Annotated in this window: 17 protein-coding genes, 1 pseudogene and 1 riboswitch; of the genes and pseudogenes, 8 read left to right on the plus strand and 10 right to left on the minus strand. The window is 73.7% G+C overall.

Annotated features, from left to right (window positions below):
• Window positions 1-87: 87 nt before the first annotated feature.
• The 4 genes from ABTX81_RS32970 to ABTX81_RS32985 form a co-directional block, all read right to left on the minus strand.
• Window positions 88-417, minus strand: coding sequence for an STAS domain-containing protein (locus ABTX81_RS32970; protein WP_350553339.1), 330 nt, complete (start codon window positions 415-417; stop codon window positions 88-90).
• Entirely contained in the window at window positions 414-1,757 is a 1,344-nt protein-coding gene (locus ABTX81_RS32975; protein WP_350553341.1) for a PP2C family protein-serine/threonine phosphatase, read from the minus strand. Before ABTX81_RS32975 ends, ABTX81_RS32970 begins: the two co-directional genes overlap by 4 nt.
• On the minus strand, window positions 1,757-2,560 hold the full coding sequence (locus tag ABTX81_RS32980) for an alpha/beta fold hydrolase (protein ID WP_350553343.1): 804 nt from the start codon (window positions 2,558-2,560) through the stop codon (window positions 1,757-1,759). Before ABTX81_RS32980 ends, ABTX81_RS32975 begins: the two co-directional genes overlap by 1 nt.
• Before the next feature lie 628 nt (window positions 2,561-3,188).
• Window positions 3,189-3,797, minus strand: coding sequence for a TetR/AcrR family transcriptional regulator (locus ABTX81_RS32985; protein ID WP_350553345.1), 609 nt, complete (start codon window positions 3,795-3,797; stop codon window positions 3,189-3,191).
• A 137-nt stretch (window positions 3,798-3,934) separates the two neighbouring features.
• Between ABTX81_RS32985 and ABTX81_RS32990 the strand changes: the two genes are divergently transcribed.
• The 4 genes from ABTX81_RS32990 to ABTX81_RS33005 all read left to right on the plus strand — a co-directional run bounded on the left by ABTX81_RS32990 (window position 3,935) and on the right by ABTX81_RS33005 (window position 8,614).
• The gene (locus tag ABTX81_RS32990) at window positions 3,935-4,726 is read left to right on the plus strand and encodes a cyclase family protein (protein ID WP_350553347.1); all 792 of its coding nucleotides are present in this window, start codon (window positions 3,935-3,937) and stop codon (window positions 4,724-4,726) included.
• A 227-nt stretch (window positions 4,727-4,953) separates the two neighbouring features.
• Window positions 4,954-5,886 carry a fumarylacetoacetate hydrolase family protein gene (locus tag ABTX81_RS32995; protein WP_350553349.1) on the plus strand — a complete coding sequence of 311 codons (933 nt, stop codon included), beginning with the start codon at window positions 4,954-4,956 and terminating at the stop codon, window positions 5,884-5,886.
• Window positions 5,883-7,109 (plus strand): thiolase family protein, encoded by a 1,227-nt coding sequence (locus ABTX81_RS33000; RefSeq protein WP_350553351.1) that lies wholly within the window; start codon window positions 5,883-5,885, stop codon window positions 7,107-7,109. Before ABTX81_RS32995 ends, ABTX81_RS33000 begins: the two co-directional genes overlap by 4 nt.
• Window positions 7,106-8,614, plus strand: coding sequence for an AMP-binding protein (locus ABTX81_RS33005; protein WP_350553353.1), 1,509 nt, complete (start codon window positions 7,106-7,108; stop codon window positions 8,612-8,614). Before ABTX81_RS33000 ends, ABTX81_RS33005 begins: the two co-directional genes overlap by 4 nt.
• Before the next feature lie 96 nt (window positions 8,615-8,710).
• Here the strand turns inward: ABTX81_RS33005 and metX are convergent, their stop codons facing one another.
• The 3 genes from metX to ABTX81_RS33020 form a co-directional block, all read right to left on the minus strand.
• On the minus strand, window positions 8,711-9,901 hold the full coding sequence (gene metX / locus ABTX81_RS33010) for a homoserine O-acetyltransferase MetX (RefSeq protein WP_350553404.1): 1,191 nt from the start codon (window positions 9,899-9,901) through the stop codon (window positions 8,711-8,713).
• Window positions 9,898-11,259: a bifunctional o-acetylhomoserine/o-acetylserine sulfhydrylase gene (locus ABTX81_RS33015; protein ID WP_350553355.1), complete on the minus strand. Its 1,362-nt coding sequence runs from the start codon at window positions 11,257-11,259 to the stop codon at window positions 9,898-9,900. The genes metX and ABTX81_RS33015 overlap by 4 nt, the downstream gene beginning before the upstream one ends.
• Window positions 11,260-12,229: 970 nt before the next feature.
• Window positions 12,230-13,765: an MFS transporter gene (locus ABTX81_RS33020; protein WP_350553357.1), complete on the minus strand. Its 1,536-nt coding sequence runs from the start codon at window positions 13,763-13,765 to the stop codon at window positions 12,230-12,232.
• A 135-nt stretch (window positions 13,766-13,900) separates the two neighbouring features.
• Here ABTX81_RS33020 and ABTX81_RS33025 point away from each other — a divergent pair, with 135 nt between their 5' ends.
• The gene (locus tag ABTX81_RS33025) at window positions 13,901-14,848 is read left to right on the plus strand and encodes an Lrp/AsnC family transcriptional regulator (protein WP_350553359.1); all 948 of its coding nucleotides are present in this window, start codon (window positions 13,901-13,903) and stop codon (window positions 14,846-14,848) included.
• 84 nt (window positions 14,849-14,932) lie between these two features.
• Entirely contained in the window at window positions 14,933-15,460 is a 528-nt protein-coding gene (locus ABTX81_RS33030; protein WP_350553361.1) for a hypothetical protein, read from the plus strand.
• A gap of 80 nt (window positions 15,461-15,540) precedes the next feature.
• Here ABTX81_RS33030 and ABTX81_RS33035 read toward each other — a convergent pair whose 3' ends face one another.
• Both ABTX81_RS33035 and ABTX81_RS33040 read right to left on the minus strand, forming a co-directional pair.
• Window positions 15,541-16,245 carry a hypothetical protein gene (locus ABTX81_RS33035; protein ID WP_350553363.1) on the minus strand — a complete coding sequence of 235 codons (705 nt, stop codon included), beginning with the start codon at window positions 16,243-16,245 and terminating at the stop codon, window positions 15,541-15,543.
• A gap of 218 nt (window positions 16,246-16,463) precedes the next feature.
• A riboswitch (guanidine-III (ykkC-III) riboswitch) is annotated at window positions 16,464-16,522 on the minus strand.
• Between the two features lie 397 nt (window positions 16,523-16,919).
• A complete protein-coding gene (locus ABTX81_RS33040) occupies window positions 16,920-17,048 on the minus strand; it encodes a hypothetical protein (RefSeq protein WP_350553406.1) in 129 nt (42 codons plus the stop codon).
• On the opposite strand from ABTX81_RS33040, the pseudogene ABTX81_RS33045 reads away from it, so the two are divergent.
• Window positions 17,038-17,325 (plus strand): annotated as a pseudogene (locus ABTX81_RS33045) (helicase associated domain-containing protein); the annotation flags it as partial. The gene ABTX81_RS33040 and the pseudogene ABTX81_RS33045 sit on opposite strands and share 11 nt — an antisense overlap.
• A gap of 827 nt (window positions 17,326-18,152) precedes the next feature.
• The gene (locus ABTX81_RS33050; RefSeq protein WP_350553365.1) at window positions 18,153-18,581 is read left to right on the plus strand and encodes a hypothetical protein; all 429 of its coding nucleotides are present in this window, start codon (window positions 18,153-18,155) and stop codon (window positions 18,579-18,581) included.
• 326 nt (window positions 18,582-18,907) lie between these two features.
• Here the strand turns inward: ABTX81_RS33050 and ABTX81_RS33055 are convergent, their stop codons facing one another.
• Complete coding sequence (locus tag ABTX81_RS33055) at window positions 18,908-19,834, minus strand: hypothetical protein (protein WP_350553367.1); 927 nt, start codon at window positions 19,832-19,834, stop codon at window positions 18,908-18,910.
• Window positions 19,835-19,847 lie beyond the last annotated feature (13 nt).

Genomic DNA, 19,847 nt, shown 5'->3' on the forward strand with positions numbered 1-19,847 from the left:
GGCCCACTGAGCGTTCCGGCCAGGTGAACGTTTCGGCCTCCCGAGCGTTCCGGCCCGGGGGCGGCCCGGCCCGGTGCGGCGCCCGGCTCAGCCGCCGCCGGTACTGTCCGCGTGGATGGTGAAGACCCGGTCGAGACCGACGACCGCGAGCACGCGCAGCGTCTTGGCCGGTACAGCGCTCAGGGCCAGGTCCGCGCCGACGGCGTGGGCGAGACGGCGGGCCGCCAGGAGCGCGGTGATGCCGCTGGAGTCGCAGAAGTCGAGACCGGCCAGGTCGATGACCAGGCGCTGGCCCTCGTCCAGGGCGAGTTCGTCGAGGTACCGGCGCAGGTCGGGGGCGTGATCGTAGTCGAGGTCGCCGGTCACCCGCAGGACGGGACCGGCGGCGGCGTCGTGCCGGTTGATGGTCAGGCTCATGGTGTGCAGTGGGTCGACGGGACGGGAGCGGGGCGGACGGCAGGGACGCCCAGGGCCAGCAGGGCGGTGTCGTCGTCCAGACCGTCGCCGAAACCCTTGAGCAGGACGGTCAGGGCCTCGATGATCTCCCGGGGGCCGGCGGGCGCGTGGTCGGCGGCGAAGGCGAGCAGGGCGTCGTCACCGAAGAGGCTCTCGCGGGTGGGGCCGGTACGGGCCTCGGTCAGCCCGTCGGTGTACAGCAGCAGGCAGTCCCCGGGGCCGAGGACCGTCCTGGCGGTGGTGAACGACGCCTCGGGCAGGATGCCGACCAGCAGGCCCCCGGGGGTGGGCAGGAACGCGCTGCTGCCGTCGGCGCGCAGGACCAGGCTCGGCGGGTGTCCGCCGGAGGCGACGCGCACGTTCACCCGGCCGTCGTCGCCCTCGCGTTCCAGGAGGCCGAAGACGGCGGTGCAGTAGCGCGGGTCGCCGGCGGCGGCGTAGTGCTCGTGCAGGACCGCGTTCAGGACGGTCAGCGCGGCGGCGGGCTCCGGGTCGTGGAGGGCCGCGGCCCGCAGCGTGTAGCGGGTCAGCGAGGTGAGGGAGGCCGCCTCGGGCCCCTTGCCGCACACGTCGCCGAGGAAGAACGCCCACCGCCCCCCGCCGACGGGGAAGAGGTCGTAGAAGTCGCCGCCGAGCCGGTCGGGGGAGGCGGTGTGGTAGTACACAGCCGCCTCCAGCCCCGGGACGGCGGGCAGCGAGGAGGGGACGAGCGACTTCTGCAGCGCGGCGAGGGCTTCGGCCAGCCGTTGCCGGTCGCGCTGCGCCTGCCGCAGGGCGGCCTCGGCGGCGGCGCGGGCCTGCTCGGCCTCGGCGCGGGCGCGTTCGGCCTCCTCGCGCCGACGCAGCAGCTCGGTCTCATAGGACCGCCGGTCGGAGGCGTCGGTGACGGTGGTGCGGATCAGCAGCGGCTCCCCGCCGCTGCCGTGCCTGATCACGGAGGACACCAGCACCGGAAGCCGGCCGTCGTTCCCGTCCTGCGCCCTCATCTCCAGGGCGATCCCGCGCACCTCGCCCTGCATGCGCAGCAGCGGCGCGAAGTGCGTCTCGTGGTAGAGCTTCCCGCCGACGGTGAGCAGGTCGGCGAAGCGCATCCGGCCCACCACCGCGGCGCGTTCCAGGCCCAGCCAGCCCAGCAGCGTGGCGTTGATCCTGGCGATGGTGCCGTCCATCAGCGTCGACAGGTAGCCGCAGGGCGCTTGCTCGTACAGGTCCTCGGCGCTGTCCTCGAGCAGCGCGGTGAACGCGGCGTGGGTGCTCGTGCTGTCGTCGAAGGGGCCCGGCTCCTCGCCGACCCTGCGCATCAGCGCAGCCCTGCGAGGAAGTCGAGGACGGCGTCGGCGGTGGCCCCGGGCGCGCTGAGCTGCGGGCAGTGGCCGGTGGCATCGAGGGTGACCAGCCGGGAGGAGGGGATGGCGGCGTGCACGTACGCGCCGACCTCGCGGGGCGCGATCACGTCCTGGGAGCACTCCAGCACCAGCGTGGGGACCGCCACCCGCTTCAGGTCCTCGCGGCTGTCGGACAGGAACGTGGTCCGGGCGAAGACCCGCGCGATGTCCGGGTCCGTGGCGCAGAAGCTGTTCGTCAGTTCCTGCCCGAGCTCCGGCCGCTGCGGGTTGCCCATGATGACGGGGGCCATGGCGGAGGACCAGCCCAGGTAGTTCGACTCCAGCGCGGCCAGGAGCTCCTCGATGTCCTCGGTGCTGAACCCGCCGCGGTACCCCTCGTCGTCGACGTAGCAGGGCGAGGGGGCGACCATCACCAGCGCACCGATCCGCTCCGGCACCGACTCCGCCGCCAGCACCCCCACCATCGCGCTCACCGAATGCCCCACGAACACCGCGTCGCGCAGGTCCAGCTCCCGGCAGACCTCCGCCACGTCCTGCGCGTAGCCGTGGAGCGAGGAGTACCGCTGCGCGTTCCACGACGCCAGGTCCGATCCGCCGCAGCCCACGTAGTCGAACAGCACCACCCGGTGCCGCTGCGCGAGGGCGGGCACGACCAGGCGCCACATGTTCTGGTCGCACCCGAACCCGTGTGCCAGCACGACGGTGGGCCCGCCGACAGGTCCGACGAGCGTCACGTTGTTCCTGCGGCGAATGTCCATGCGGGCCATCCTCCCATCAGGCCCGTGCCCGCCGGCCACCGCGCCCGTGCCCGCCGGTCCCCGCGCCTCGTGCCCGTCGGCCACCGCGCCCGTGCCCGCCGGTCCCCGCGCCCCGCCCCGTCCCGGGGACGTCCCGTCCCCGCCGCCACGAGGGACCGGCGCCGGCGCGCAGTGCGTCGGCGCCAGGCCTTGTCGCGTCGGGCCTTGTCGCGTCGGGCGGCGACGGCGAGGCCGCTGCGGCCCCGGCCGCCGCCAACGGCCCGCCGGCCTGCCGCCTGGACCGTCCGGCGCTGCCCACTCGCGGCTACAGCTACGGCTACGGCTGCGGATCGCCGGCCGCTCGTGGCCGGTGCTCGTCCTGCGCGGCGAGTTCGGGCTCCAGTCCCCGCGACAGCCCCGCCGGCCGCAGCCCGTTCTCCCGCCGCCACGCCTCGAACGCCGGCCCGGGCCCACCTTGAGGGCGGCACCTCGTGTGCGGTGTCCGGCATCGCCCGCCCCCGCCCGCCTCCCGCTCCCGCCCGCCTCCCGGCCCACCGGGGGAGCCGTCGCCGTCCTCGAGGCACACGGCCGGACGAACCGTCACGACCTGGGCGGCCGCCGCCTCATCGACCTCGGCCGCGTCGAGGGGTCAGCTGTCGGGTGAGGTGCCGGGCCCGACGCCGGACAGCGCGTCGGCGTAGATGCCCGTCATCGCCGCAACGGCCCGTCGGCGGTCGAGGTCCGGGTCCAGGCGGTGCTGGATGTTGATGCCCAGGGTGCCGCCGAGCAGCGCCGCCGCGACGGCCTCGGGGTCGGCGACGCGCGGGCAGGTCGCCCGCAGGTGGTCGGCGTACAGGGCGCGGATCCCGGCGTACTGCTCCGCGTAGGTCGTGCGCAGGGCCGACTCGCGGCTGACCGCCTCGATCAGGAGCGTCGAGAAGATGTGCGCCTCGGGCCGGGACATCAGCGCGAAGTTCGCCTCGACCAGCGCCTCGACCCCGGCGTGCGGCCCGGCCTCGGCGAGGCGTTCGCGCAGGAAGTCCGCACCCCACCGGAACGCTTCCTCCACGACCGCCTTCAGCAGCCCGTCCTTCGAGCCGAAGTGCCAGGCCACGGAGCCCCGGCTGATGCCCGAGCGCTCCGCGACGGCCTGGACGGACGCCGCGGCGGCCCCGCCGTCCGCGGCGAGTTCCCACGCGGCGGCCACCAGCCGGCGCCTGGTCTCGGCGGAGATCTCCTGCTTCCGGGTCCCACCCACGCGCTGTCCTTCCCAAGGTCGCGGCTGTCTGACGTGGCCGATCCTGTCACGCCGACCGGTCGGAACCGCAGTGCCGGCCCTTGTCTATGTCAGACGTCCAGTTCTATGCTGAGCGTCCAATAACCAAGGAGGCCGTGATGGAACTGATCGACCTGACCAGGACGCTGGACCCCGCCGACCGTGAGTTGCTCCCCGAACAGCTGCGCCCGCTCGCCCCGGTGATCGCGCCCTCCATCGCCTACGCCCATCCCGCCGGCGGGGGCCGCGAGCAGTTCGCCGCCGCGATGCACTGCGGTGTCGAGGACCTGCCGGACGGCGAGGGCTGGGGCGCGGAACTGCTCACCGACTTCAACTCCCACCTCGGCACCCACGTCGACGCCCCGCTGCACTACGGCTCGACCTGCGAAGGCAGGCCGGCCCGCACCATCACCGACATCGCCCTGGACGAGCTGTGGTGCGAGGCCCTGGTGCTGGACCTGCGCGAGCGGTGCGAGCCCGACGCCCCGATCACCGTCGAGGCCCTGGAGTCCGCCCTCGCCGCCAACGGCGCCCCGGTCCCGGCCGGTGGTGCGGTCCTGCTGCGCACCGGCCAGGAGCGGTACGGGCTGTGCGACCCGGAGTTCTTCCGCTACCCGGGGATGAGCCGCGAGTCGACGCTGTTCCTGGCCGGCCTCGGGGCCAAGGTCCTGGGCACCGACGCCGCGGGCTGGGACCTGAGCTTCCCCGTGATGGCCGCCAGATTCCGCGACAGCGGAGACAACGCCGTGCTGTGGGACGGCCACCGGGCCGGCCGCGAGCGGGAGGTCTTCATCGTCCAGCAGCTGACGAACCTCGCCGCGCTGCCCCCGTCGGGGTTCCGGGTGGCGTTCTTCCCGATCAAGCTCGCCCGCGCGAGCGCCGCCCCGGCCCGTGTCGTGGCGTTCGTCTGACTCAGTCCCGCCCGCCGACCCGACCCGACCCCACCCCACCCCGCCGACCCGACCCGACCCCACCCCACCCCGCCGACCCGACCCGACCCCACCCCACCCCGCCGACCCGACCCCACCCCACCCCGCCGACCCAGTCCCGCCCGCCGGCCCCGTCACCCCGCCCCACCCCACCCCGCCGGCCGGCCTCTCCCGGGCCGACCGATCCCTCCCGAGAAGGGGAACCGACCGTGAAACTCGCAACCGTGGAGCACGAGGGTGCCGAGCGCACCGCACTCGTCCTCGACCAGGGCGAGCGCCTCCTGCTGCTCGACCGCGCCCACCACCTGACCACCGGCGAGCACGCCCCCGCGCTGGCCACCATGCAGGCCCTCATCGAGGGCGGGGAACCCGTGCGGCGGACCCTGGAGCGGCTCGCCGACCAGGCACCGCCCGAAGCGGTCGCCGCCGCGTGCGAGGTGCGATGGCTGTCCCCGCTGCCCCGACCCGTGCAGATCCGCGACTTCGGCGCCTTCCCGGACCACTTCCGCAACGCCCGCTCCCGGATCCAGGGCATCCCGGCCGACCAGGTCGAACTGCCCGCCGTCATGCTCGAACGGCCGCTCTACTACCTGACCAACCGGCTCGCGGTGACCGGCCACGACAGCGACATCCACTGGCCCGCGTACTCCTCGGTGCGGGACTACGAACTGGAGTTCGCCTGCGTCCTGGGCCGCGGCGGCACGGACATCCCCGCCGCCGACGCCCCCTCCCACATCTTCGGCTACACGATCTTCAACGACTTCAGCGCCCGCGACACCCAGCTGGAGGAGATCGCCACCGGGCTGGGCCTGAGCAAGAGCAAGGACTTCACCGGCGCGAACGTCCTCGGCCCGTGGATCGTCACCGCCGACGAGGTCGGCGACCCCTACCGGCTCACCATGACCGCCCGCATCAACGGCGAGGAGGTCAGCCGGGGCACCTCCGCCGACATGCACCACACCTTCGCCGACATGATCGCCTTCGCCTCCCGCTCGACCCGGCTGTACCCGGGAGAGGTCCTGGGCTCGGGCACCGTGGCGAGCGGCTGCGGGCTGGAGCACGGCCGCTTCCTGGAACCCGGCGACACCGTGGAACTCGAAATCTCCGGCCTCGGCATCCTGCGCAACCGGGTGGTGTCGTGAACCGCGAAGCACTCGTCCTCGGCGTCGGCGCCACCCCCTTCGGCCGCCACCTCGACCGCACCGCCGGCGACCTCGCCGGCCTCGCCGCGCACGAGGCGCTGCGCGACGCCGGGCTCAGCCCGGCCGACGTCGGCGCCGTCTTCCACGCCACGGTCAGCCAGAAGGCCATCGACGGCCAGCACATGATCCCCGGCCAGGTCGCCCTGCGCCCGCACGGCTTCGCCGGCGTGCCGGTGGTGAACGTGGAGAACGCCTGCGCGGGCGGCGCGACCGCCCTGTGGCTGGCGATCGCCCACGTCCGGGCGGGTCTGTCGGACGTCGCCCTCGCCGTCGGCGTGGACAAGCTCGTCTGCGCCGACCCCGCCCAGGGCCTGGCGGTGTTCGACGGCGCCATGGACGTCGCCAACCGCGAGCCGACCCTCGCCGCGCTGGCCGCCCTGTCCGGCCCGCTGCCGCCCGAACTGGCCGTGGACGGCGACCGGTCGGTGTTCATGGAGATCTACGCCTCCCTGGCCCGCGCCCACATGCAACGCTTCGCCACCACCGAGGCCCACCTGGCCGCGGTCGCGGCGAAGAACCACGCCCACTCCGTCCACAACCCCCGGGCCCACTTCCGCCGGCCGTTCACCGCCGAGGAGGTCCTGGCGGCGCGCCGGGTGGCGTGGCCGCTGACGGTGCCGATGTGCTCACCCGTCAGCGACGGAGCCGCCGCCGTCGTCGTGACGAGGGCCGACTTCCCCCACGACGACTCGGCCGTGGCGGTCCTGGGCAGTGTCCTGCTGTCCGGCACCGACCGGGCGCCGGACGACGCCGAACAGCACATCGGCCGCTGCGCCGCGCTCGCCGCCTACGAGAAGGCCGGCCTCGGCCCGCGGGACGTCGACGTGGCGGAGGTCCACGACGCCACCGCCTTCGGCGAGATCCAGCAGGTGGAGAACCTGGGATTCTGCCCGATCGGCGACGGCGGCCCGTGGTCGGCCTCGGGCGCGAGCGCCCTCGGCGGCACCCTCCCGGTGAACCCGTCGGGAGGACTCGAATCGCGCGGCCACCCGGTGTCCGCCACCGGACTGGCCCAGATCTTCGAACTGGTCACGCAACTGCGCGGCCGGGCAGGCGGGCGCCAGGTCCCCGGCGCGCGCATCGCCGTCGCCGAGAACGGCGGCGGCCTCTACGGAATCGAGGAGGCGGTGGCCGCCGTGACCATCCTGGGGAGGAGCCGATGAGCCCCGGCTACGCGGACCTGATCCTCACCGCGCTGCGCAGACGGCCCGAACACACCGCCTTCCGCTTCACCGGCGACGACGGGGCGAAACACACCTGGACCTACCGCGAGACCGCCGAGCGGATCGAACGCACCGCGGCCGCGTTCGGACGCCTGGGGCTCGCGCCCGGCGACGGGATCGCCCTGCTGTGCGGCCCGGACCCGAGGGCGTTCACCGTCATGGCCGCCGCCTGCCTGGCCGGACTTCGCTACACGGCCCTGCACCCGCTGGCCACCGCGGACACCGACCGCACCGTCCTGCGCGACAGCGCCTCGACCTGCCTGGTCGTGGACGACACCCGGTTCGCCTCCCGGGCCCGCCCCGAGCACACCCGCACGGTCACCCTCGCCGAACTCGACCGCCTCGCCGCCGACACGCCCTGCGGCCCCGACGACCCGCGCGGCCCGGCCCTCTACCTCTTCTACACCGGCGGCACCACCGGCGAGCCCAAGGGCGTGATGCTGAGCGACCGCTCCCTGCTCGCCAACGCCTGGGCCTGCTCCACCTGGGCCTGGCCGCCGGACACCCACTTCCTGATCACCACCCCCATGTCGCACGCCGCCGGTCTCCTCGTCGCACCCGGCCTGCTGCGCGGCGCCGGCTTCGAACTGCACCCCTCCTTCGACCCCGACCGCGTCATCGACGCGATCGAACACGACGGCGTGAGCGCCACGTTCGTCGTCCCCACCATGCTCTACGCCCTGCTCGACCACCCCCGGCTCCCCACCGCCGACCTGTCGGCGCTGAACTGGGTCCTCTACGGCGCCGCACCCGCCGACCCCGCCCGGCTCGCCCGGGCCCGCCGACTCCTCGGCCCCGTGCTCAGCCAGCACTACGGCCAGGCCGAGGCCCCCAACGCGCTGACCGTCCTGGACCCGGCCGAACACCGCGACGACCCGCACGTCCTGGGCAGCTGCGGCCGGCCGATGCCCGGCGTGGAGATCACCCTGCTCGACCCGCACGGCCGGCCGGTCCCGGACGGTGAACCCGGCGAACTGTGCGTCCGGGGACCACTCGTGATGGACGGCTACTGGAACAAGCCCGAGCAGACCGCGACCGCGCTCGACGGCGGCTGGTTGCACACGGGGGACGTCGCCCGCCGGGACGACACCGGCCTGATCACGATCATCGACCGGATCAAGGACACCATCATCACCGGCGGCTTCAACGTCTACCCGCGCGAGGTCGAGGACGCCCTCGCCACCCACCCGGCGGTCGCCGCCGCCGCCGTCTACGGCACCGCCGACCCGCACTGGGGCGAAGCCGTCACCGCCACCGTGGTCCTGCGCCCCGGACAGCACGCCACCCCCGCCGAACTGACGGAGCACGTCCGCGCCCGCAAGGGCACCCTCTGGGCCCCGAAGGCGATCCACCTCGCCGACGCGCTACCCCTCACCGCCCTCGGCAAGATCGACAAGAAGAAACTCCGCAACCGGCCCCCCGGGAAGGACCGGCACGACCGGTAGCGGGACCGGCCCGGCCCCTGGGGGACGGCGGTCCGCTCCGGCACGGCCGGCCCGCCCGTGGCCGGCGGCCCCCGCCGGTGGCCCGCGCCGGGGTCCTCACCCGGCGGGGAGGATGGCCGACGGCTCCCGTACGTCGCCCACGAGCTCCCGTACCAGCGCCGCGACCTGCGCCGTCTCGACGAGGAACCCGTCGTGGCCGTACGGCGAGGAGATCACCCGGGCCCGGTCGGCGGAGGGGATTCCGGCGGCGAGCTCCTCCTGCTGGGCGAGCGGGTAGAGGCGGTCGGTGTCGACGCCCGCCACCAGGGTCCGGGCGGTCACCCGGGCCAGGGCGGCGCGCGTGCCGCCGCGTCCCCGGCCCGTGTCGTGGGCGTTCATCGCCTCGGCCAGCACCGCGTAGCTGGCCGCGTCGAAGCGCCGGACCAGCTTGGCGGCGTGGTGGTCCAGGTAGGACTCGACCTGGTAGCGGCCGCCCGCCCGGAGGTCCTCACCGTCCTGGGCGCGGTTGCCGAACCGGGCGTCGAGCTCCTCGGCACCGCGGTAGGTGATGTGGGCGAGGCGCCGGGCGACGCCGAGACCGGCGTGCGGACCCTGCCCGGGAGCGGCGTCGTGGTAGTCGCCGCCGCGCCAGTGCGGGTCAGCTCGGATCGCGTGGAGCTGGGCGCTGGTCCAGGCGATCTGGTCCGCGCTCGCCACCGCCGTGGAGGCGAGCAGGAACAGCGAGGCGACCCGCTCCGGGCGGGAGACGGCCCACTCCAGCGCCCGCATCCCGCCCATCGAGCCGCCGACCACGAGTGCCCAGCGCTCGATGCCCAGCGCGTCGGCGAGCCCGACCTCGGCCAGCACCTGGTCGCGCTGGGTCAGACGAGGGAAGGACCCGCCCCAGTGCCGCCCGTCGGGGCGCAGCGAGGCCGGGCCGGTGCTGCCCTGGCAGCCGCCCAGGACGTTGGGTGCCACCACGAACCAGCGGTCGGTGTCGAGGGCGCGGCCCGGCCCGACCAGCGCGTCCCACCAGCCGGGGGTCGGGTGACCGGGCCCGGCCGGTCCGGCGACATGGCTGTCGCCGGTGAGCGCGTGCAGGACCAGGACCGCGTTGGAACGGTCGGGCGCGAGCCGCCCCCAGGTCTCGTACGCCAGCCGCACGCCGGAGAGTTGACCGCCCGCCTCCAGCGGCAGGGGCTGCGCACGGTCGTACCAGTGGCGGCGCCCGGGCGGGTCCCCCTCCCGCCACGCGCCGGTGGCGGGAGGGAGGGGCGCCTGCGGGGTGGTCCCGTGGGCGGTGTTCAGGACGCCGCCTTCGCGGCGCGGAAGCCGGCTTCGAGGTCGGCCTTGAGGTCCTCCAGGTTCTCGATGCCCACCGACAGCCGCAGCAGGCCCGGGGAGGTGCCGGTGGCGGCGAGCTGCTCCTCGTCGAGCTGGCTGTGCGTGGTGGAGGCCGGGTGGATGATGAGGCTGCGCACGTCGCCGATGTTGGCGAGGTGGCTGAAGAGCTCGACGGCGTCCACGAACCGCTTGCCCGCCTCGACGCCGCCGCGCAGCTCGAAGCAGAACACGGCCCCGGCTCCGCGCGGGAGGTAGCGGCGCCCGGCCTCGAACCAGCGGTTGGAGGGCAGGCCGGCGTAGTGGACGGCGGCGACCTCGTCGCGCTGTTCCAGCCACTCGGCGAGCGCCCGGGCGTTGGACGAGTGGCGCTCCATGCGCAGGCTCAGCGTCTCCACGCCCTGCAGCAGGAGGAAGGCGGAGTGCGGCGCGATGGCCGGCCCGAGGTCGCGCAGCAGCTGGACGCGCAGCTTGACGGCGTACGCGCCGGGCCCGAGGGCGGGCCAGTAGCGCAGGCCGTGGTAGCTGGGGTCCGGCTCGTTGTAGTCGGGGAAGCGCTCCGCGTGGGCGCCGAAGTCGAAGGTCCCGGCATCGACGACGACACCTCCGAGGGTGGTGCCGTGGCCGCCGAGGAATTTGGTCGCCGAGTGGACGACGACGTCGGCCCCGTGCTCGATGGGACGCAGCAGGTAGGGGGTGGGGACGGTGTTGTCGACGATCAGCGGGATCCCGGCCTCGTGGGCGACGTCGGCGACGGCGCGGATGTCGAGGACGTTGCCGCGCGGGTTGCCGAGGGTCTCCGAGAACAGCGCCTTCGTCCCGGGCCGGATGGCGGCCCGCCAGGCGTCGAGGTCGTCCGGGTCCTCGACGAAGGACACCTCGATCCCGAACTTCGGCAGGGTGTGCCGGAAGAGGTTGTACGTGCCGCCGTAGAGGGAGGCGCTGGAGACGATGTGGTCGCCGGCGCCCGCGAGGTTGAGGACGGCGAGGGTCTCGGCGGCCTGGCCGGAGGCGACCGCCACGGCGGCGACCCCTCCTTCCAGGGTGGCGATCCGCTGCTCGAAGACCTCCTGGGTGGGGTTGTGGAGGCGGGTGTAGATGTTCCCGGGCTCGGCGAGCGAGAAGAGATCGGCCGCGTGCTGGGTGTCGCGGAAGACGAACGAGCTGGTCTGGTAGATCGGGACCGCCCGGGCCCCGGTGGTGGGATCGGGCACGGCACCGGCGTGCAGCTGCTGGGTCTCGAAGGACCAGGCGGGGGCGGTGGATCCGGCGGATTCGCCGTCGGGCGTGCGGTCGGCGGCGACGGTGTCGGTCGGCTGGCTCATGCTTCTCCTCGTACACATGTGGAGCCCGGCGGGCCGGGCCGGCAGTGCTGTGAGCGGCGGTGCGGGGAACGGGCGTACGGGCGCTCCGGGGGAGCGGGGTACGCGGATCGCGGCTACGGCGCGGAAAGCGGAAGGATCACCACGGCGCCGCGTCAGCGGGCGGTGGGACAACTCATGGTCGTGACCCGCGTGTAGTCCACGTGGCGGCGGGTCACGAGCATGATCATGCGCACAGACAACCACAGTCGCGCGGCGGACACCACCGCGTTCCGCAGTTCGGACAGTACGGCGGTCCGGCCACCCCGACAGCGCTCCGGGCGGACGGCCGAACCAGCAGCTCAGCGGCCTGCCTGGCGGGCCGCTCCGGTGGATGCCGCGATGTGGAACCGCTCCCGCCCGTCGGCCCCTGTGCGGGACAAGGAGTACGCGGAGATCTCGCCGTGCCGGGCACGGCCGGTCGGGGGAACCACCCACGGGCGGCGGGTCGGTCGAGGTCTTGTGTCTTCCCGGTGGCATGTTTCGTGGACGGAAAATTCCAGTTTCGGGGGCCTTCCAGTGTCGGCCGTGGGGTCTAGCATTCCCGGCACGGCGGCCCCCCACCACAGCACCACCGGGCCGCCGGGCAGTGCAGCCGCGTCACGTCCTCGCGGGGCTGCTGGCCTCCCACCGGCCGGGCCCCGCGGAACACTCCCTTGCCTCCTCGGGACCCGGCCGCCTGCATCCCGCGCCCGTCCGGCCACGGCGGCCGCCGCCGGGTCTTCGACGCCTCGTCGAGAGCGGCGTCGAGAGCGGCGTCGATGCCCTGCCGGAGCTGTTGGGCGGACCGGTCGGTCGGGTCGCTGGTGCGCTACCCGCCGGGCCCGGCTGTCTTGAGCGCGGGCGGTGGTGTCACAGCCTGGCTGAGACACCACCGCCCAGAGGGGTTCCTCACGGAAGAGCGCCGCGCGACCGCTCAGCGGTCCTGCGAGGGTCAGTCACCCGCAGTCTGGAGTTCGGGGTCGGCCGGCTGTTCCCAGGGCTGTTCCCAGTCGTCGGCGGCCGGAGGCTGACTGTCGGTGCGCCAGGTCAGGAGCAGGACCAGGGCCGCGCCGACGATGGCGAGGGCACCCGCGGTCAGTGCGAGGGCGTTGTGCCCGTCGGCGAACACCGCGCGCAACGTGTGCTCCAGGGCGTCGCGCTGCCCGGCCGGGGCAGCGGCGATCAGGCTGTCGGCTCCGCCACCGGACAGGGCTTGGGCGGCCCGGTGCGGGTCGGTGACCTCGTCCTCCAGGGACCGGCCCATGGTGGAAACGGCCAGGGTTCCGAAGACAGCGACGCCGCAGGCGTAGCCGAGCTGTTCGACGGTGCTGTAGGTGCCGCTGGCCATGCCGGCGCGGTCGTAGGGCACCGAGCCCAGGGCGAGGGCCGCGGCGACCTGGAAGACCAGGCCCATGCCGAGGCCGCTCAGCACGAGGCCGCCGATCAGGGCGGGCCACCCGGAGTCGGGGCCCAGGAAGCCTTCCACCGACAGTCCGAGGCCCGCGAGGAACAGGCCCAGGGTGGCACCTGCGCGGGGAGAGGGCTTGGGCATCCACCGGCCGCTCACGATCGCGACCAGGGCCGCGGCCAGGGCGTGCGGCAGGACGACCAGGCCGGCACCGATCGGGGAGAGGTGCTGAACGGACTGCAGCCACATCGAGGTGTAGGGAAGGATCCCGTACACCGCTGCCTCCCCGACGGCGATGGTGATCATCGCCGCGGTGAACGCGGGCCGGCGGAACAGCGAGAGGTCCAGCAGCGGGTGGGCGCTGCGCTTCTGCACGCCGACGAAGGCCGCGAACGCGAGCAGGGCCGCGCCGACGGGCGCCAGAGTGGCCGCCGACGTCCAGCCGTGGGAGTGCGACTCGGTCAGGGCGTAGACCAGGCCGCCCGCGCCGAGGGCGAAGAGCAGCAGACCGGGCACGTCCAGGCGCCGGGTGGCATCTTTCACCGGGGTGGAACGGGGAACGCAGCGGAAGGTCATCCACAGGGCGAGCGCGGTGACGGGCACGTTGACGTAGAAGATCCACCGCCAGTCCAGGGCGTCGGTGAGGAGGCCGCCCAGGACCGGGCCGAGCGCGGCGGCACTGGCGGCCACCGCTGCCCAGACGCCGAAGGCCGTCCCCAGCCGGCGCCCCGAGTACAGGGTGCTGATCAGGGAGAGGGTGGTGGCGAACATGGCGGCCGCGCCGACCCCCTGCACCAGGCGGGCGGTGATCAGCCAGCCCATGTCCGGCGACAGCGCGCACGCGACGGAGGCGACAGCGAAGACGAACAGGCCCGCCACGTACACGCGGCGCCGCCCGTACAGGTCCGCGAGCATGCCCGCGCCCAGCAGAGCGGCGGCAACCGCCAGTGCGTAGCCGTCGGCCACCCACTGGAGTTGGGACAAGGACGCGTCCAACGATCCGGACATGGACGGCAAAGCGACCAGCACGATGGTGACATCGACCAGCAGCATGAATGTGCCCAGGCAGATCGCTGCCAAGGGCCCCCAGATACGCATGAAGCGAAACTCCCGAAGTGGGTGGGACGAGACCCCCACACCCTCCGCGCCCTCCGCGGGCACCCCAAGCCGTACCCTGCGGGACGGAAGGATCCGGCACACAGGTGAGGCATCGCGGTGGATTCAGACAGGCTCGACGAGCTCGACCAACGGCTCTTGCAGCTCCTCCAGTTGGACGGCCGGGCTCCCTTCAGCCGTCTCGCCCGGGACCTGGACGTCTCCGAGCGGACCGTCGCCCGCCGCTACCGGCGGCTACGCGCGATGGGCCTGCGCATCGTGGGCCAACCGGTGCCCGACCGCCTGGGTTTGGTGCGCTGGCTACTGCGTCTGCGCTGCACGCCGGACGCGGCCGGGGCCATCGCCGACGCGCTGGCCCGCCGTCCCGACACCAGCTGGGTCACCCTGGCCTCCGGCGGCACCGAGCTCTACTGCGCCCTCAACACCCGCACCGCCGACGAACGCAACGCCCTCCTGCTGCAGAAGCTCCCCCGCACCCCGCACGTGCTGACCGTCAGCGCCCACTGCATGATGCGGATCTTCGTCGGCACCACCAGCACCTGGCACGCCACCCGGTTCGATGCCCCGGCCCCGACGGGATCGTCGCCCTCGCTGGAACCACTGCTCCTGGACCCCACCGACCGGGTACTGTTCGCCGTACTGGCCCGCGACGGCCGGGCCACCCTTGCCGAGCTCGGCACCGCGGCCGGCCGGTCTCCCTCCAGCGTCCAGCGCCATCTCGACCGGCTCCGGGACGAAGGCGCCCTCGGCTTCTCCGTCGACTTCGACCCCGAACTCCTGGGCTACCGGATGACCACCCAGCTGTGGTTGAACGTCGTCCCCGTCCATCTGCGCACCGTCGGTGAGGCCCTCGCCACCCACCCCGAGATCGCGTTCGCCGCCGCCGTCACCGGCACGTCCAACCTCGTCGCCAGCGGCGTCTTCCGGACGCCCGCCGACCTCTACGACTACCTCGACCGGCGCATCGGCCCTCTCCCCGGCATCCAGAACATCGAGACCGCGCCGACCCTTCGCGAGGTCAAACGCCTCGTCCACGTCCTGCCCTGACCGAATCCGAAGTCCGGAACTCAGCAGTCGAACTCCCTGCCGCCGGCGCCCGGACCGCCGGACGTCCAGCGATGGATCCGCGCGGTGCACGCCTTCGCCACGGCCGTGAGCGCCCCCGCGCCCCTGCTGGTCATGCTGCTCACCGTCAGCGTCGGCCGCGGCCGGAGCCGACACCGCCAGCACCGTGTCGCCATCGACGTCCACCTGCACCAGCGTGCGATGCTGCGCGCCGAGCAGCAGGTGTTCGACCGCCGCCGTGCCGAGCGGCGGGCGCTGCCGTGTGAGGACTGCGGCACCGAGCACGCGGGTGGGCTGTGCGGCTCGTGCTGGGCCGCCCGCTCCATCCGCACCGTGGTGGACGAGTGCGTGGACCCGGCCCTCGCCGCCTCCGCCGACCTCGCCGACCACCGCAACGTCAACGCCGTCGCCCTCCGCACCGAGGCCGAACTGCGTGCGGCGATGGCCGCCGCCCGCCCCGGCCGCGAGGACGCCCTCGGATCCGACCTCGAGACCGCCCGGGACGCCGTCAACACCTACGGGCCGACGCCCTCGCACGGCTGGCCCGCCAGACCGCGCTCGACGAAGCCGCCGCTCGGCCGGAAGCGATCCTGACCCAGCACTACAATTGGCTGCGCCGCGAACCCGAACACGCCCACCGCGCCGCGCTCGAATTCCCCGTCAACTTCTATTGTTCAGGTTTGTCGGCGACGTGGTTGTAGCCGGTCGTTAGCCACTGCCAGCGGAAACTTCTCGGCCTGGTCCAGGGCGGTGAGCAGAGAGGTCCACTGCTGGGCCTGGACGGGGGCCATCTTCGGGTCCGCGGGGTTCGACCAGAGGCCGTCTGCGGGGACTCGGTTGGGTTTGAGGTCGGTACGGAACTGGGCCCAGGTCCGGTCCCGCCCGGGCAGCACCGGGGAAAGGCCCAGCCGCTGCATCGCCTCGGCGTGCACCGGGTCCGCCCCCACCTCGCCGGCGCTCTCGTTCTCCTCCTCGGGCGCCTCCATCGCCTTGCGGGCCTCGATCGCGACCAGCTCGGCACTGCACGACTTTGCCCGCAGCACCGTCTCCATCCCGGCGACCACCGCGCCCGCGGGCAGCTGGCGATGCAGCAGCAGGACCTCGATCAGCGCCCGCGTGCCCTCCCGCTCGCCGTGTGCCTCCCGTGCGGCGGCCCAGAACGCCTCGTGAACCGACGTGAACGTCCCCTCCGAACGGGCCTGGGCAAGAGCGGCGGCGCCGGCGAACGCGCCCGGCTCGACCTCCCGCCCGCAGACCTGCTCGACCGCGTCGGCCGCCCGCCCCAGCACCGCGCGGTGCGCCTCCTCGGTCTGCCGCCCGGTGGGATCGCGCACCCACCCGGCCGCCCGCCGGCCCGTCTCGCCCACCTCGGCGAGCAACCCGTTCACCACGTGCCGCTGCTCGGCTCCTGCTGCTCCTGGTCCTCGTCCTCGAGGTCCACCTCGTCCACCCGGACGGTCACGTTCGTCATGACCGGCGCGCCCCTGCATGGGCCTCCATGGCCGACCTGGCCGCGGCCGAGACCTCCGCCGACGGCTGCGACCCCGCAGCGCCGTGCGCCGGCTTCCTCGCCTGCGACCGGCACCAGCCCGCTGTCACTGCGCCGTCTTGTCGTCACCGGGTACGACGCGGTCCGGGGCAGCCGTCGGGCGCCGCCGACCCTGCGCGGCCTGGGCGACCCGCACCGCGACTACGCGCTCGGCGACGGCCTGGTCCACCTCACCTGGCCCGGCCGCTGCGAGGTCCAGGCCCTCGAACAGCGAGGCCGCCTGGCGGGCTGGACCGAGGTCTACGACGACGCGGGCAGCTGGATCGCCCTCGTCCCCGGCCGCCCGGTCGCCGTCACCGCCGACGGCATCCCGCTCCTGTCCGCGCACCCGAACGACGCCTCACCCTGCTGCGCCTGGCGCTCGATCAGGGCCTCGCCGCCGCCGGTCCGGCCCGGCCGCTTCCTCCTGTCCACGGGTGATCCCGGTCACGGACAAACCTGGAGGACAAGGCCCTTGACCAGGGCAAACCGGGCAGGACAAGGGGGCCTGGTCAAGGGGTGCGGTCAGACCGCGGACAAGCGGGCGGTGTGCATTGTCGGGGGCACCCGGGTGCTGGTCCGGGTGCGGCCGGGGCCGGCCACCGTGCCGGTCTCGGCCTGCTGCTGATGGAAGGCCACCTCGATGACCACCACCGTGCTCGCCCAGCCCGACCCCGGCCACCAGTGCGGAACCGGCCCGGCTGTTCCAACCCCGTCCCTACGCCGCGCACCGGGCGGCCGCGCACCTACTCGCGGTCCTGCGAGGCCGTCTGCCTGGGAACGCGGCTACGCCTATGCCACCGCCTTCCACCGCCGGCACGGCCACCTGGCGATCCCGGCGACTGCGAAGCTCGACGACTACGCGGTGGGCGCGTGGACGTGCCGCCAGCGCAAGGCCGCGGGCCTCACCACCGGCCAGGCCTCGAAGCTGAACGCCCTGGACGACCCTCTACACCGCCCTCGACCGCGCGGGCCTGGCCGCGCTCACCGACGACGACCACCAGGCCGTCCGCGACCTCACCCGGACCCTCGACCCGCCCGCGCTGCGCCAGGTCATGAGCTGGCTGGAACGCACCCGCAGCGCGGCCCTCACCCTGCACCGCGCCGAGCCGGTTCAGCCCGCCCGGCCCGATGTGCGGCGCAGCCGGTTCTGACAGCCCGCTCCCTGGTGAAAGGTGTTGACCTTGTAGGTCGGCGGGGGTTCGCAGCGGGCCCGGGGGCATTCTCGCCGATGACGGCCGGTGGTTCTGGTGCCCGCGTGGGTGGGGCACCGGCCTGTTCGGACCGGACCGGCTGGGCCGCCACTACTTGAAGCCTCCGTGTGACCGGCGGGGCGTCTTCGTGTCGGGATCCGGCGGGATCGGTCGGCTTGACATCGGGTGGGCTTCTGAACCTCGGAATGTGACCCTCCGGAACTCTCGGGCCCGGTAGGTGGCCGCGGCCCGGCTCGCGGGGACCAGGCCGTCCCAGAAGAAGCATGTCATGACCCGGCCCGCGCTGGCGCATCCGCGGACGGCCGCCCCGCCGCGTCCGCTGCGGCGTCCTCGGGTGTCCCGGACACGGGTGGTGACCTGCCCGGACATCGACAGGGTGTCCGGGACAGGCGCCGGGCCTTGCCCTCCGGCCGGAGGGCGCGAAACATCGACGCCGACCCGCTGAAGCCGCCCCCGCAGAGAGGTACACCGTGCGTTCCTGAGGAGATTGGGGCGCCGGGGGGACTGCTTCTGAAGCCGACCTTCAAAACCTCAGGAGGATTCTGTGAAGCGAGTACTCACCGTGCTGGCGGCCGTCGCTCTGTCGCTCGCAGCGTTGGCCGCGCCGACGGCTACGGCGAGCGCCAGCAACCCGGCGTCCGACGTGCAGCGCATCGTGCAGAGCGACGGAGTGGTCCTCTATCGCGGCGTGGAGACGCCCCAGCAACTGGCCAGCCTGTGTGACGGCAGGTTCTGTGCATGGAGTGCTGACGTGGCCACGATGGCTTACATCCCCGCCACATGCGGCGTGACGTTCAACGTGCCCGCATCGTGGAAGGCCACGGGTCAGGGCGAGTGGTACAACAACATGGCCTACCCGAAGCGCGTGAAGATGTATCAGGGCTCCGCTCCCGTCTACACCACGGGGCACGCGCCCGCTTACGACACCCACGCGGACTGGCTGAAGGTGTCGACGCTCCAGGTGATCTGCTGACCTACCAGCTCCGCCGATATGCGGCGAGGGCTCCAGCTCAAGGACGGTCCACCCACCACCTCTCGCGTCCGGGAGCTGGAGCCCGGCGCCGCCTGCTGGTCCTGGAGCACCCTCGCGCGGAGACGCTGGAGGACGGCATCCCGCTGACGCGATCCCGCCGATCCGAGGACTGCGGGGTGGTGCCGACCGAGATCGACCCGGTCCTCGCCGCGTTCGCCCGGGAGCGGCTGACCCGCCCCGGGCCCGGCGCGCCAGGCGGCGAGGGCCGTCGCGTGAGTGCGGGAGCCGCCGAGCGGCTGCTCGCCGTGCGGGCGGACTGGCTCCGATCACCATCCCGCGATGTCGGGGCTGACCCTGGGCAGGGCCCAGGGCTCCACCGCGCCCGTGACCAGGTCGGCAAGGAACTGGACGGCTCCGCCGGTGTAGTGCCACCAGGCGGAGCTCCGCGAGGCGACCGTGACCGTCCACTCCTGCGGCCCGGCAGGACTGGTGGCCCACAGGAAGAGATCGCCCTGGTTCGAACCGGCCCAGGGAAGCAGCCCGCCCGGCGCGGGGAAGGGGTGGAACGGCGCGGCGAGGTTCGCCTCCGAGCACAACTCCTCCAGATCCTCCAGCGATCCGCGCGCACCCTCCACCCAGAGCTGCTCGTGGCCGCGCTCCGGCCCGCCGAAGCCGAGGAAGTCTCCCAGGCCGAAGGTCGGGTAGAGTTCGCGAAGGAGCTTGAAGTCCTCCGGCAGGGCAGTGCCCAGGCCGGCCTCCACGAGCCGCCGGTCGACGTTCCTGGGCCCCGGCAGACGCAGGGCCACCAGGCCCGGAACTGCACTCTCCAGTGCGGCGACCGCCTCCGCAGGATCGGTCAGCCGGCGAATCGGGGCCTGCGTACCAACGAAGTCATCCATGCGAGCAGGGTGCCAGGGCAGCAGCCGGCAACCGCACCGCCCCCCGCGGTCAAGATCGCTTGGCAATCGGTCAAGATCGCGTGCCAGAGGGCACCGGTGACCGACCAACACACCGCCCACGAGAGCCACCACCTTGCCGATGCCGTGACGGCGCTGCTGGCGTGCCACGACCAGCTCGGCGACGAAGCGCCGGCCCTGCTGGCCGCCGAGAAGGAGGCCACCGCGCAGGGGCGCAAGGCCCGGAAGGCGCGCACCGCCCTGCGCGCCGCCGCCGACACGCTGCTGACCGCCGTCCAGACCCTCGCCACCGTCCACGGGAGCACCGTCCTCGGGATCGACGGCGCGGTCAGCCACGCGCCGACGGCAC

This window comes from Kitasatospora sp. NPDC097605 (assembly GCF_040302725.1).
In the GTDB taxonomy this organism is placed as follows: Bacteria; Actinomycetota; Actinomycetes; order Streptomycetales; family Streptomycetaceae; genus Kitasatospora.